The organism is Campylobacter sp. BCW_6468 (assembly GCF_001762865.1).
GTDB lineage: Bacteria > Campylobacterota > Campylobacteria > Campylobacterales > Campylobacteraceae > Campylobacter_D > Campylobacter_D jejuni.
This window is the reverse complement of the sequence record NZ_MJXQ01000039.1, coordinates 240,011-253,962: the sequence shown is the minus strand read 5'-3', so window position 1 is coordinate 253,962 and position 13,952 is coordinate 240,011. Positions and strand designations below refer to the sequence as shown.

The 13,952-nt window shown below is 30.4% G+C and carries 11 protein-coding genes; all 11 read right to left on the bottom strand.

The features are described 5' to 3' along the window. Positions 1 to 2 precede the first annotated feature (2 nt). The 11 genes from AJ889_RS06910 to AJ889_RS06860 all read right to left on the bottom strand — a co-directional run bounded on the left by AJ889_RS06910 (position 3) and on the right by AJ889_RS06860 (position 13,947). On the bottom strand, positions 3 to 779 hold the full coding sequence (locus AJ889_RS06910; protein WP_002854009.1) for a thiazole synthase: 777 nt from the start codon (positions 777 to 779) through the stop codon (positions 3 to 5). A 2-nt stretch (positions 780 to 781) separates the two neighbouring features. Further along, positions 782 to 1,585, bottom strand: a complete 804-nt coding sequence (thiF, locus tag AJ889_RS06905) for a thiamine biosynthesis protein ThiF (protein ID WP_074484711.1) — start codon at positions 1,583 to 1,585, stop codon at positions 782 to 784. Beyond that, the gene (gene thiS, locus AJ889_RS06900) at positions 1,582 to 1,773 is read right to left on the bottom strand and encodes a sulfur carrier protein ThiS (RefSeq protein WP_002853007.1); all 192 of its coding nucleotides are present in this window, start codon (positions 1,771 to 1,773) and stop codon (positions 1,582 to 1,584) included. The genes thiF and thiS overlap by 4 nt, the downstream gene beginning before the upstream one ends. A 9-nt stretch (positions 1,774 to 1,782) precedes the next feature. Beyond that, positions 1,783 to 2,880, bottom strand: coding sequence for a succinyl-diaminopimelate desuccinylase (gene dapE / locus AJ889_RS06895; protein ID WP_002869463.1), 1,098 nt, complete (start codon positions 2,878 to 2,880; stop codon positions 1,783 to 1,785). A gap of 4 nt (positions 2,881 to 2,884) precedes the next feature. After that, on the bottom strand, positions 2,885 to 3,484 hold the full coding sequence (locus AJ889_RS06890) for a LysE family translocator (protein WP_052775737.1): 600 nt from the start codon (positions 3,482 to 3,484) through the stop codon (positions 2,885 to 2,887). Continuing rightward, positions 3,477 to 4,178 (bottom strand): NAD-dependent deacetylase, encoded by a 702-nt coding sequence (locus AJ889_RS06885; RefSeq protein WP_002853532.1) that lies wholly within the window; start codon positions 4,176 to 4,178, stop codon positions 3,477 to 3,479. Before AJ889_RS06885 ends, AJ889_RS06890 begins: the two co-directional genes overlap by 8 nt. Before the next feature lie 42 nt (positions 4,179 to 4,220). Next, a complete protein-coding gene (locus AJ889_RS06880) occupies positions 4,221 to 8,060 on the bottom strand; it encodes a restriction endonuclease subunit S (RefSeq protein WP_052775739.1) in 3,840 nt (1,279 codons plus the stop codon). A gap of 8 nt (positions 8,061 to 8,068) precedes the next feature. Continuing rightward, entirely contained in the window at positions 8,069 to 10,279 is a 2,211-nt protein-coding gene (locus AJ889_RS06875) for an endonuclease MutS2 (protein WP_074484710.1), read from the bottom strand. After that, positions 10,269 to 10,619 carry a hypothetical protein gene (locus tag AJ889_RS06870; RefSeq protein WP_002783335.1) on the bottom strand — a complete coding sequence of 117 codons (351 nt, stop codon included), beginning with the start codon at positions 10,617 to 10,619 and terminating at the stop codon, positions 10,269 to 10,271. The genes AJ889_RS06875 and AJ889_RS06870 overlap by 11 nt, the downstream gene beginning before the upstream one ends. Next, on the bottom strand, positions 10,612 to 11,910 hold the full coding sequence (gene murC / locus AJ889_RS06865; protein WP_074484709.1) for a UDP-N-acetylmuramate--L-alanine ligase: 1,299 nt from the start codon (positions 11,908 to 11,910) through the stop codon (positions 10,612 to 10,614). Before murC ends, AJ889_RS06870 begins: the two co-directional genes overlap by 8 nt. 63 nt (positions 11,911 to 11,973) lie before the next feature. Further along, positions 11,974 to 13,947 carry an LTA synthase family protein gene (locus AJ889_RS06860; RefSeq protein ID WP_070293327.1) on the bottom strand — a complete coding sequence of 658 codons (1,974 nt, stop codon included), beginning with the start codon at positions 13,945 to 13,947 and terminating at the stop codon, positions 11,974 to 11,976. Positions 13,948 to 13,952 lie beyond the last annotated feature (5 nt).

Sequence of the window (13,952 nt, the reverse complement as noted above, 5' to 3'; positions counted from 1 at the left end):
AATCAATCCCTTAAAAAGCCTGTTAATGGGGAACTTGCTTTAGCTTCACTCACACTTGCCACACCTGCTAAAAAAGCCGCTCTTCCCGCATTTACTGCCAAAGAAAAAGCTCTAGCCATCAAGGCTATATCTTTAGCTTCAGCTATGGCTGTATTTACCATCACTGCACTTACTCCCATTTGCATAGCTTCACAAGCTTGTGAAGGACTTCCAATACCCGCATCTACAATGATAGGCAAATCAATTTCATTAAGCAAAATTTGTATAAATTCCTTAGCACATAAACCTTTATTACTCCCAATAGGCGCTGCTAAAGGCATGATAGCCGCAGCTCCAGCATCACGCATAGCTCTAGCTGCGTAAAGATCAGCATGCATGTAAGGTAGGGGCGTAAAACCCTCTTTAGCTAAAAGCTCACAAGCTTTAATCGTTTCATAATTATCAGGCAGCAAATACCTACTATCGCTTATCACTTCTATTTTGATAAGTTCTCCACAACCAAGCTCTCTTGAAAGCCTTGCAATGCGTAAGGCTTCATCGGCGTTTCTTGCGCCTGAAGTGTTGGGCAAAAGTGTGATATTTTTAGGGATATAATCAAGTATATTAGCAATTTCCCCTGTATTTGCACGGCGTAAGGCTAGAGTGATAATCTGTGCTTTAGCTTCTTCTATAGCTGATTTTATAAGCTCTAGCGAATATTTTCCAGAACCTAAAATAAATCTTGAATCAAACTCGTATTTGCCTATTTTTAATTTATCGTTTTTTAAATTTTCTTGCATTTTTACTCCTTATTTGCTAAAAGCTCTAAAACAAGGTTACTTTGATGTCCTGCGCAAATATTTACCCTTGGCGCCATAAGTCCATTTCCCACCTTAGCACCATTTACCAAATCCCCGCACACATAGAAATTTTTAGCAATTTTTCTTGTTTGTATGCTGTTGCTATCACCATAGCCCGCAAGCCCTGAAGCGCAGATTAAAATACCATCTTTGTAAAATCTATGAAAATTTTGCGCTATCATTGCTTTTGCGATAGCACTATCAAAGGCTTCACAAACTATATCTATATCTTTAAACAAAGATTTTAAATTATCCTCATCGATTTTTAAGGTACAAATTTCAACGCTGATATAAGGATTAATTTCGCTAATTTGCTCTTTTAAAGCTTCGGTTTTAAACTTGCCCAAATCACTTACACGATAAGCCTGACGATTTAAATTACTAGGCTCAATCACATCAAAATCAATCAACTTTAAATACCCCACTCCACTTCTTGCCAAATTTATCGCTATATGTGATCCAAGTCCGCCTAAACCACACACCGCCACGCGCCCATTTTTAAGTTTATCGTGAAGCTTTGGTGTATGTCTTGCTCTCATCATAGCATCTAGTGCGTCTTTTGGAGGTAAAGTATTTTTTTCTATACAAAAAAGCTCATCATTTTCATTTAAAGCGATATTCTCTTTTGTTGCAAAACCATTGATAATCCATACATCATTTTCATTTTTGCTGATATTTTCAAAAAATTCCAAACTTGTTTTAAAGTCTGTATCAAGTTCTTTGCCATTGAATTTTACTCTCATCATCCACCTCCTACAAAACTTACGATTTCAGCTTTATCATTTTCTTTTAAAATCAAATTTTCAAATTCACTCTTAGGTATAATCTCTCCATTTAATTCCAAGGCGATAAGTTCTATTTTCAAGCCTTTTTCTTTGATAAAATCCATAAATTTAAGCTCTTTTAACTCAAGCTTTTGTCCATTGATAATCATTCTAAACCTTTAAAAATTTTCTATCAAGTCTTTAAAAACAAGGCAAAGTTTTTCAAATTCTTCTATACTTACTCTTTCATCAATAGCGTGAATTCTATCATTACAAACCCCAAATTCCACTACCTTTACACCGTATTTTGCAAAATACCTTGCATCACTTGTGCCGCCTTTGGTATTAAGCTCTGGCACTTCATGGGTGATTTTTTGAACGCTTTCATTCATTTTTTGAACGATTTTATTATCGATATTTGTCAAAAAAGCTTCGCTTGATTGTTTTAGCTCTAACTCATAGTTTAAACCATGACAAATTTTTTCTACATAACTTTTTACATCTTCTAAGCTTGTATCAGGGGAATTGCGAACATTAAACATAAGTTTTAAATCATTTGGCGTAACATTACACACCCCCATACCTCCGCGAATATCAGTTATAACGATTTTTGAAGGACTAAATTCAGCACTTCCAGGATCAAGATCAAAACCCGCTAAAAGCTTTAAAACTGGCGCAAAATCATGCACAGGATTGATACATTTTTCAGGGTAAGCCGCATGCCCTTGTTTTCCACGGATTAAAAGTTTTCCATTGATAGAACCACGACGCCCTATTTTAATACTATCGCCGATTTTTTTAACGCAGGTTGGCTCGGCAACCACAGCATAATCAGGTAGCATATCTCTTTCTTGCATCCATTCTAAAACAGCCTTAGTTCCATATATAGCTTCGCCTTCTTCATCACTTGTTAAAATAAGGCTAAGTCTAGCTCCTTTAAAATCCGCATTCTTTACCGCATCTACAAAGGCTGCTACTCCGCTTTTCATATCTTGAGCACCCCTTGCATAGATAAAGCCTTCTTTTTCCACAGGCGCAAAAGCATTATTACTCCAACCCTCGCCTGCAGGCACCACATCTACATGCCCACCAAAAGCTAAATGCTCGCCTTCATCTTTAAATTTTTTAGTGAGTAAAAGGTTTTTAATGCCTTCTTTTTCTATAAAAAAAGCTTCAAAATCACTCAGTTCCATAGCGATGAAATTTAAAGCTCCATCATCATTTGGCGTAACAGATTTAAATTTTAAAAGTTCGATTAAAAATTCTTTTGCATTCATTTTTTTATCCTATAAAAGTTTTATATAATAAATTAAGAGCAAAATACTCTATAATTATAGCTGAAATTATATTGATTATAAAAACAACTTTTGCACTAAAAACATGACTATATCTTGCCACCACAAAGGCTAAAGCACTTACCCAAAAAAGTATAGCCACAACAAGCCCTAAAGTCATCAAATAAGCATGATCACTACTTAAAACCACACTTGCAGCACTAAGCCAAAATCCTATCACAAAAGGATTTAAACCATTTAAAAAAGCTCCTTTAATATAACTTTTCAAAAGACTTTCTTTAAATTCTTTATGCTCTAAATTTAAGCTTTCTTTCTTTTTTCTTAGCATCAAATACGCCATATAAGTTAAAAAACAAAAACCAAAAATCGCCAAAAAACGCATAAAAATGACATTGTCTAAGAAATTTAAAAGCCCAAATTGAAGCAAAAAAAGATAAAGCATATCTATACTAAATGCTCCAAGTCCTACAGCTATGGAATTTTTAAAAGCTTTTAGTGCATAAGTTAAAATCAAAATATTTACAGGTCCAAAAGGCACACTCACTCCAAAGCCCAAAAAAACTCCACTTAAAAAAGAATCAAACATTGCCATCTTTCATAAAATTTTCTATATCAAGTGCAATTTTATCAATAGCGTTTATAATATCTTCTATATAGATTTTATCAAAATACCGCTCTAAATTCGCATCTTTTTCGTAGATATTTAAAATACTTTTTTCGCACATTGAAGCATAACGCCCTACAGGCAAAACCGCCCCACTTGTGCCTATGCTGATAAAAAGCGAAGTTTGATTTAACAAAGAATAAAGCGTAGCATAAGCAGGGGCTTGCTCTTCAAACATGACTATATTGTGTCTTAAATCCTTGCTTTTGCATTTTGGGCATTGTTTATCTGTGATTTTTTCATAACCTATATTAAAAATTTCTTCGCATTTTAAGCAGCGAAGTTCAGGTAAAAAGCCATGCAAATGTACTACATCTTTACACCCTGCACGCTCTAGCAAATCATCTACATTTTGCGTGATGACAAAAAGGTTTTTACCCCATTTTTCTTTTAACTGTGCGATTTTTTCATGAGCATGATTTGGCTTTACATTTTGAAGTTGTGCCCTTCTTGCATCGTAAAAATCAAGTACTTTTTTAGGATTTTTTCTAAAACCTGTTGCAGAGCAAACCTCCATCACATCGTATTCTTCCCAAAGTCCATCATTATCTCTAAAAGTTTTAAGCCCACTTGGAGCAGACAAACCCGCTCCGCTTAATATCATAATGTTTTTCATCGCTAAACCTTATAAAATTTACAAAGTTTAGCAAAAAATGCTTTAAGAAAATAAATATTTTTGCAAGATTTTTTCTTTTTCTTTTTCTAATCTATCAAGTTCTATTTTATATTCATTGATTTTTTTCTCAATCTTGTCAGTTATATCTGCTATTTGATCTTGAAATTCTAAAGAAGGAAGTTTAACTCTTAATGCTTTTATTCTATCTATTGAAGCTCTAAGTTTTCTTGAAAATCCTTGTTTTTTACCAGCTTCATTTAAAATAAAACTTATGTATTTAGCATTTATTTTTGTATCATCAACCCTTAATACCCCACAATGATCAGTTGGATAAAACTTTTTATTTTTTGGTATAAATCCCACCATCCAATCTCCATCTATACCCCACAAAACAGAATCATTATCATAATCTTGCAAAATTTCTTTATTAACAAATCCAAATACTTCCAACACATTTGCACTATAAACAGGAATTTGTCCATTTTCAAGCAGCTCATTATTTAAAACTCTTTTTCCAATACTTAGTTTAAAAATTGGATTTGATAAAGCATATTCTTTAATTGTTTTATTAAATGATGATAAAAATTCACTATCCAAATTTATTTTACACAAATTATTAATTTTATCTAAAATAGAATTTAGTTCATATTCTTGATTGTCCTCTATAATACCACATTTTTGAAGCATTGCTTTGATTAGGTTTTGATACTCTTTTATACTCAAACTTAAAGTATTATACTGCTCTTCTATCTTTTCACACTCTGCTACGATTTGTTTTTGAATTTCAAGCGGTGGTTTTGGAATAACCATATTTTGCAAGATTCCTAAATTTATATTTTGTTGCGAAGTTGTAATAACTTCGTTATATAATTGAAATTTAAAATAATCAATGGCATACATAAGATATTTATTTATAAATTCTTCATTTGGAATAATAGCTACTATAGCTTGATTTGTTGTCATATCTTCGCCTAATATTCCAACTCTACCAATAGTTGCATAAATTGAAACAACAACAGCACCTTTTTGTATCATTTTTGCATTAGAATTCTTAAAACCCTCTCTTGTAATTTTTTCTTTAGTATCCATAATAACTTGACGATTAGAGTAATCGCTAATTGTTAGCCACTTAATATCCCCATTCCAATAATTTATATTTTTTCTTGATGGTGTTCCTCCCATGAAAAAATCTCCACAAATTTTCAATTTAACCAATGGGTATTGAGACTTTATTTCTTCTCTTTGAGTTTTTGGATTTAAACTTATAGCTTTATTAAATTCCACTTTTTCAAAATCTATCATATCAACAAGCCTTGCTTTTGTAGCATAAGTCTGTAATTCTTGCGGGATAACATCAAGCGTATTTAAAAAAGATTTGTAGATTAAAGTATTAAGCTTAGTCTCATTTTGTGGATTGCCTCTTTCAAAAAGTGGGCTCAAATAAGGCTCGTGCAATTCTTTTAAACCTTCATCACCTTTTCTATTACTCCACTCATAACCTAAAAATTTCTTTTGTTCTTTTATATCACTTGGGGATTTTATGATTAAAACTTCTTGATTAAGACTTAGACTAAAATAAAGCAATTTATCCTTTTCGATTGCCTGAGCATAAGCTAAAAAGGCTTTATCTTCTAAATCTTGCTTATCTTTACTTTCTTTATAAATTTTAGATTCTTTAAGTTTTTTATAATCGCTTGTTTGCCTAAATGCATTGCGATAATCTTTAAAGGCTTCTAGCTCTGCAAGTTTAGAATCTAAATTACCATTTAAAAAATTGCTATAAAGCTCTTTATCAAATTTTCTAAAATCACAATACGCACTTAGATAATTTTGATAAAAGTTTTCATTGTCTTTTAAATTTTCAGTTTCTATGCGTTCTTTAATCAAACTATAATCTTGAGAAATAAGATGATTTTCTTGTTTAAAAGTTTCTTTTTTGCGTAAAAATAAAATAATCGTATTTGTCCCTGTTGCTCCAAATGTTTGATTACCTAGCTCTACAATGGCAATAAAATCAAAATTTTGAAATAATATTTCTCTTGTATTTTTATAAATAGAATCTTTATTTAAAATAGAACCTGGTAAGATAATGGCAGCTTTAGCATTATCATTTAAAATTTGATTTGCTCGCTCACAAAAAAAGCATTCGATAGAATTATTTGTTTCTATGTTTATATCATCGTTAAAAAGTTTATAGGTATTCTTAGATTTATCACTTAAAGTTTCTAAAAATCCTTTTACAGAATAAGGCGGATTTGCTATAAGCAAATCAAAACTATTTGATTCTATTTGTGGTTTTGCTTTTTCTCCTTCTAAATTATTTGTATTTGCTAATTCAAAAGAAGCAAGTGCATCAGCATATAAAATATTGATTTCATTTTGCCCATACATTGCACTTGATACCTTAGAAACCTTACTTAAGCGATACTCTTTTTCAATACCATAAATATTTTTATAATGCTCTTTAAGCTCATCTTTTGTTAGATAACGCTTAAGCTCATTGGCATAGGTGTTTAAAAAATGTCCAGCACCGCAAGCATAATCAATCACCCTTAAAGCTTTAGAGCTTTTGCTTAACATTTCTTGAAGCGGTAAAGAATACATAATAAATTCACAAATTTGAATAGGGGTAAAAAACTGCCCTTCATCTTGCTTCATACCTTTTTGTAAAAAAAGTTCAAAAAGATTGCCTAAAAATTGATTTGTAGAGTTTTGAGTAAGCTTGTAATTTGCAAAAAGCTCTACTATTTCTTTTAATACAAGTGCATTTTTTAAGAATAATTCTTTATTATGCACTTCTAAAAATGCAAAATCATTATTTGAATAAAATTTTAATTCTTTGATGTAATTTTGCATTACTTCTTTTAAAGTTTTTATCTTTAATTGCTTAAAGTCTTTTTCTATATCTTCATTAGATACAAAGGTAATTTTCTCTCCTAAGAATTCTTTCATAGCTTCTTTATAAAGCCACATTAATCTATCTTGCATATTTGCATAAGTATCTGCCATTACACCAAAATATCCAAATTTGAGATTGTTTTTATTAAAAGTTTCATCATAAATTTTGCAAAGAAAAATATTTACAAGTTTATCAAAGGCATTTTCCTTGCCTGATATATTATGCTTGCGTAAAATTTTTGCAAATTCGTGATATTTGCCTTCTTCTTTAAGTTCTTTAAGATTATCAAAAGTTGGAGTAATTTCTAAAATTTTATAGGCATTGACATTTGCTTCAAAAATACCTTGTTTAAAATATTGCAGTTCATAACTTTCTTTCCAAGTTTTAAAAAGTTCTATATTGTTATTAGATTTTTTATAAGAATTTTGCAATTCCTTTTCTTTTAGATATTCTTCGTTATCGTAAGCTTGTATGATGTAATTTTTATATTCTAACTTATCGCTAAAATCACTTGTATAAAGACAAAGATATTTTACACCTTTTTCTTGCTGAAAATAAGAAAAAAGCTGTCCGCCATCTTCTTGCATTCTATTCCATTCTTTTATAAATTCACTATTTTTAGAATCTGTGGTTTTACATTCTATAATCAAATAAGGATTGTTTTCATTATCCTTTACTAAAATATCAGCCTTACCACCTTTTTTATCCCTGCCAAGATTCCATTTTGGCTCTAACTCTAAATGTTCAGCCTTATAACCTTTTTCTAAAAGTCTATGCACACATTCAAAAACTACAAAATTTTCAGGGTGTGAAAAATTAGAAGTAGTTTTATCGTGAATTTTTATTTCTTTTGGATAATTAATACTTTGGTTTTTATAATCTATTAAAAGAGTGTAATTATTGATTGTTTTTACATAATTTTCATTTTTATTTTTAAAGCCTAAGTTTTCTAAAACTTGTTTTAAATTATCTTTTGTAATCATTTATTTCCTTATAATTTTACCACCTTAGCACCAAAACCACCTTGATTGATCGGTGCGTCATTAAAGCCCTTGACACTTTTATGAGTTTTCAAAAACTCTCTTACAGCAAAGGCAAGCTTTCCTGTTCCTATACCATGGTAAACTAAAACTTCATCAAAGCCTGCAAGCAAAGCATCTGAAATAAATTTATCAAGCCTTGAAATAGCTTCATCACTCCTAAGCCCGTGCAAATCCAAGCTAACGCTAAGATTAGTCGGTTTTGCCACACTAATGCTTGTTTTTGGACTTATTTTAGGTGCAGGAGTGCTTTTTTTAAGCAGTTTTAAAGGCACACGAAGTTTGATCCCATCACTTTCAACCATAGCATCGTTTTTAGAAATGCTTATGATTTTACCCTTAATTTTTTCATATTTTACAAAATCCCCCACACGCAATTCTTCGTTTTGCTCCATACTTGGCAAGATGATTTCTTTTTTAAGTTCATTGGCTTTATTAAGACTTCTTTGCTTGTCTTTTATATCTTTAAGCTGTATGGTTTTTTTAGCTTCTTCTATGGCTTTGTGAAATTTAAATTCTAAATTTCTCAAACTCGTACGAAATTCTTGTTCATTTTTTTCTTTTTGCTCTTTTAAGGAAAGTAAAATTTCATCGACTTTTTGCTCTTTTTTCTCGACATTTTCAAGCTTAGCTTTTAGTTCTAATTCAAGATTGATATTTTTACCCACAAGCTCTTCTAAATTTTCTTTATCCTCGCCATAAAGCTTTTTAGCCTCGCTAACTAAATTCGGCGGAATCTGATAACGCAAAGCGGTTTCAAAGGCATAAGATTTTCCTATGGTGCCTTTTAAAAACTCGTATTTTGGGCGTGAAAGCTCTTCATCATATAAGGCAGCGATGAGTTCAACTTGCTCATTCTTTGCTAAAAGCATGGCAAGGCGTTTGTGGTGTGTAGTAATGATGATTTTAAGATTATTAGCTATGAGTTTTGAAATTAACACACTATACAAACAAGCCGCTTCTTCAAAATCTGTTCCAAGCTCTATTTCATCGATACCTAAAAGCAAATTTTTCCTAGAAAAAAGTCTAGAAAAATGCAACATTCTTCCTGCAAAAGTTGAAATGTCGTTTTTAACATTTTGCGGATCTTCTATGATGGCATCAAATTCTTTAAAAGTACCGATTTTACTTTCACTTGCTTTTATATGCATAGGCAAAAGATGTTTAGCTAAAAATGCTGCGCTTAGCATGGATTTTAAAAGCATGGATTTTCCGCCTGCATTTACCCCTGTGATGATTAAAACTTGTTTTTTAAATTCCAAACTCACGCTTTTTGGATTTTTTAAGGCAGGATGAGCGAAATTTTTAAGCACTAAATCCGTACTTTGATCACACAAAACAAATTCAAAATCCCTTTTTTTAGCAAGCAAAACCCTAGCACTATAATGATCAAAAAGATCAAAGGCTGTATTGATAAATTTTAAAAAAGGTAGATTTTTTACTAAAAAAGCTGAGAAATTTTTAGCGTATTCATAATAAATTTCTTCTTTTTGATTTTTGATTTTTTCTATATCATTTTGCAAATTTTCAACACTTAAAGGCACGATATAAAAGCCACCGCCATTACTTCTGCCTATGATTTTTGCTTTAATAGCGTGATTAAACCCGCCTCTTACAAGCAAGGCTTCAAGATTGTTTATAAGATGGATTTGTGTATCGATAAGATAAGGCATTAAAGCTTTTGTATAGCAAAATTTCTTAAACTCAGCTATTATGCTTTCATTTTTTAATCTTAGAGCGGCATTAAGATTTACAAGTCTTTCATCTAAACTTTCTTTTAACTCCCCTTTTTCATCGAAATTCAAACAAAGCTCCAAAGCCCCGCTAACAAATTCTATCTTTTGTAGCCAAGAGTCTAAATTTGTTCCTAGTTTTATTTTTTTTAACTTTTCAAAATAACGAAAAATTTTTACAAATTCAAAAATTTCATCTAAATGCAAAATTCCTTGCTTACTTAAATGAACCAAGGCTTTATCAAGATTGCTAAGCTCTGGCATAGTAGGAAATTCCACCTCGCAAAGCTCATGTATACGTTTAAAATGAAGATCAGAATCTCCTTGCAAAAAAATCTCCTTATCTCTTGCAAAAAGAGCTTTAAACTCTTCTAAATAGCTGTTTAAATCAAGCTTTGAGATCAATTCTTCTTTTGTATCATTCATCATTTAACCTACAATCTTTAATATCTATGATTAAAGAATTAAAACTTTGATTATTATCCTTTGAAATAAAACTTCCTGTACCAAATTCATAATTAAAATACGCCTTAGAAACATTGATATCTTTACATAAAATATTTTTATTTTGATTAAAAGCTACGATAATATCTGTTCTTAAATGACTTTTTTGTGTGTTTTCAAATTCAAAAAATACTGCTAAAACAATAAAAATCACAAGCAAAATACCAAAAAAAGGTTTAGTTTTTTTGCCTAATTTTTCACGCAAAGCAAAAGTGATTAAGGCTAAAATTAAAATAATTAAAAAATATAAAAAAAACCTACTCATTTTTTTGCCTTAATTTATTACTGATATCTCCTGCACCAAAACCTATAATAAGCCCTTCTTCAAAAACTTGCTCCTTAGAAGCCACCAAAAATTTACCCTCTCTTTTGATATCTTCTACAAATAAAGCCTTAGGAAAAACTGCTTTTAAATCAAGCCCTATAGGCTCTTCTCCTGCAGCATAAACAGGTAAAATTATAAGCTCGTCTACACCTTCAAAAGCCTTTGCAAATTCCTTTAAATTTGCAGCCAAACGCGTGTAGCGGTGGGGTTCAAAGATAGCTGTGATTTTCTTATATCCGCCTAATTTTGCGTATTCTTGTGCTGCACTTAAAGTCGCTTTTATTTCGGTGGGATGATGACCATAATCATCGATTAAAACCAAATTTTCATCAGCATGTAAAATATCAAAACGCTTTTTAATACCTTGATAATTTTTAAGCCTAGTTCTTATCGTTTCTATATCTAAGAAATTTAAAGCCGCCAAAATCGCCAAAGACGCATCAAGGGCTAAATGATATCCCATGCCAAAAACCTTAAATTCACCTAAATCTTTCAACTCAAAGCTTGTAAAAGGTTTGAAATTTTCTATACGCATGGTGCAGTTTTTGATATCTTTGCTCGGATAAAGCTTGGTTGACTCATTTTTATAATTTTTCAAAAACTCATCTTCAGCATTAATCACGCGAATTTTAGCCGTATCTAAAAACTCCGCATAAGCATGATGGAGTTTTGAAACTTCATTGCCATAATGATCTAAATGCTCTGCTTCTGCATTAGTAACTATAGCCAAATAAGGATTTGAATTTAAAAAAGAACTATCGCTCTCATCAGCTTCAAAAACAAGGTTTTGGCTTTCTTTATAAATCATATTTGAACCAAATTCTTTTAAAATCGCTCCGATGATCACAGAAGCATCATCAAGCAAAGAAGCCAAAATACTTGAAGTTGTGCTTTTTCCATGTGCTCCTGCAACTGCAAAAACGCGCTTATCTTCTAAGATAAGAGGTAAGGCCTCCTTGCGTGAAAGGCATTTAATGCCTAATTCTTTAGCGTGTTTAAATTCAGGATTTTCTTCTTTGATAGCAGCAGAATAAATAACTAAATCTTTGTTTAAAATATTGTCTTTATGATGAGGGATACTGACCTTAACCCCTTCTTTTTCTAGTTCTTTAGTGATTTTACTCTCTTTAAGATCACTTCCGCTAATTTTAAAACCTTTTTCTTTTAAAAATCTTGCTAAAGCGGAAATTCCTATACCGCCTATGCCGATAAAATGGATATTTTGCATCATTTAAACCTTTATACTTTAAAGGCTAAATTTTAGCACTTTTTTACTAAAAAGAAAATATAAATCCTATTTTGAAATGCCTAAACGCTCGGCTAATTGATATAAATTTAACTCTCTATAAAATTTATCAAAGTCTTTAGTATAAACATCAAGATTAAAAGCTTTATTCATATCTTTTAAAGTATCATTACTTTCAAAATAGTACCCTTTACCGCCACTATAAATACCTTTTTTATCAATCCATACAGCATCGTTGATCCCAAATTCTAATTTCTCATCACTTGGTCTTGCTAACATATTTCTTCCGCCTACGCTTAAATACTTGACATTATTTAAACTTAAAGCATAAAGAGTTGGAAAAATATCTTTATGAGATCCTACACGATCTTTATCATAATAAATATTATCTTGCAAATCCTTAGGAATATAAAGATAAAAAGGTACACTATAAGCAAAAGCTTTTTGGGAATTTAAATCCATACTCATTTCGCGTACTCTATGATCTCCAGTTGCTGCTATAATAACACTATTCTTAAATGGACTTTGTTTTACTTTATCTAGAAATTTTCCAAATTCATTATTTGCATAAGTATAAGCTTTGATAATATTATCTTGTTTATCTTTTTCATAAGGAAGCATATTAAGCAAAGTTTGTGGAATGTTTTCTAATTTTGGCAAATCATTTTGTGGAATTTTATAAGGTGGATGATTGGATATGGTAAGAGCAATTATAAGGGTGTTGTGTGGATTTTTTTGAAGCAAGTCATAAACTTTTTTATATAAAAACTCATCAGCTACTCCATAACCATTTTCACTATCTTTTGCTCCATTATACTCTTTCATTAAAATATTTTCATCTATAATCTCATCTACTCCCAAAATACTGAGATAATTTTTAATATTTTGCCAAGATCCATTACCTGCACTTACAAAAATCACCTTATATCCTGCTTTCTTATAAATAGCAATAGGTGTTAAATCCAAATAAGTTTTCTGAAATTTGCTTGTAGAAATATTAGAAAATGGACTTACAAAAAATAAGTTTGCAAAACTTGGTATAGTTCCATTACTAGAACTTAAAAAACGTTTGAATAAAAAATCTTGCTTAAAATGTTTATCTAACGAACCCAAAAAATTATGTTCTGTATTTGCAAAATCAGCCAAATTAAGCCCAAAACTTTCCATTAAGTTAACAAATACACTAGGATGATTCTTTTCAGCTTTTAGATTTATAGGACTTTGATGCAAATAATCAAAAAGTTTTTCTTTAAGTTCTTGTGCTTTTAAAGGTGTGATAGCCTTCAAAGCTGCTTCTTCTTTATATTGTTTTAAAGCCCAAGAAAATGCCATAATTGGATTTAACATTGTATCATTTACAACACTATATTCGCTAAAAGAATAATTTTGCACATTTATAGCCACATGCTTAAATGGACCCCTTAAGGCTACAACATAAACAATAATTAATATTAAATTTAAAGCTATCAAGGGAAATAATCTTAAATTAACAGGTTTTAGCTTTAAATTTAATATTTTCAAATTTAAAAAAACTACAAAAACTCCAAAAATCAACATTAAAGCTAAAATTTTTAAAATTGGATAATCATGATAAATAATACTTAAAATAGTTTTTGCGTTATCATCTTTTAGAGTAAACATAAAAATATCAAATTTAGTCTTGTAAATTTCGTAATAATAGTATTTTGCATAAGAAAATCCTATACAAAGACAAGAAATAACAATTATATAAATGCTTGAAAAAATGAAATAAAAATTTTTACTATATATTATTAACTTATTATTTATTTTTATATTAGAAAAAATTAAACTTAAAAAACCACAAAGCAAGAATGGTAAAAACGCTGCGCTTAAAAATCTTATATCATGAAAAACACCCAAAAGATACATTAAAAAGATTTCATTTTTATCACTAATTAAACCAGTAGGGATGAAAGAATTTTGCATTAAAATACGATTAATGGCAAAAGTTACTATAAATAATACGCTAAAAATAAAAATTTGAAGTAAAATTTTTCTCATATTTA

What these genes read in the sequence shown, in the direction of transcription:
- AJ889_RS06910 (WP_002854009.1), bottom strand. Translation starts at nt 779, where the DNA reads ATGCAAGAAAATTTAAAAAACGATAAATTAAAAATAGGCAAATACGAG.
- thiF (WP_074484711.1), bottom strand. Translation starts at nt 1,585, where the DNA reads ATGATGAGAGTAAAATTCAATGGCAAAGAACTTGATACAGACTTTAAA.
- thiS (WP_002853007.1), bottom strand. Translation starts at nt 1,773, where the DNA reads ATGATTATCAATGGACAAAAGCTTGAGTTAAAAGAGCTTAAATTTATG.
- dapE (WP_002869463.1), bottom strand. Translation starts at nt 2,880, where the DNA reads ATGAATGCAAAAGAATTTTTAATCGAACTTTTAAAATTTAAATCTGTT.
- AJ889_RS06890 (WP_052775737.1), bottom strand. Translation starts at nt 3,484, where the DNA reads ATGTTTGATTCTTTTTTAAGTGGAGTTTTTTTGGGCTTTGGAGTGAGT.
- AJ889_RS06885 (WP_002853532.1), bottom strand. Translation starts at nt 4,178, where the DNA reads ATGAAAAACATTATGATATTAAGCGGAGCGGGTTTGTCTGCTCCAAGT.
- AJ889_RS06880 (WP_052775739.1), bottom strand. Translation starts at nt 8,060, where the DNA reads ATGATTACAAAAGATAATTTAAAACAAGTTTTAGAAAACTTAGGCTTT.
- AJ889_RS06875 (WP_074484710.1), bottom strand. Translation starts at nt 10,279, where the DNA reads ATGATGAATGATACAAAAGAAGAATTGATCTCAAAGCTTGATTTAAAC.
- AJ889_RS06870 (WP_002783335.1), bottom strand. Translation starts at nt 10,619, where the DNA reads ATGAGTAGGTTTTTTTTATATTTTTTAATTATTTTAATTTTAGCCTTA.
- murC (WP_074484709.1), bottom strand. Translation starts at nt 11,910, where the DNA reads ATGATGCAAAATATCCATTTTATCGGCATAGGCGGTATAGGAATTTCC.
- AJ889_RS06860 (WP_070293327.1), bottom strand. Translation starts at nt 13,947, where the DNA reads ATGAGAAAAATTTTACTTCAAATTTTTATTTTTAGCGTATTATTTATA.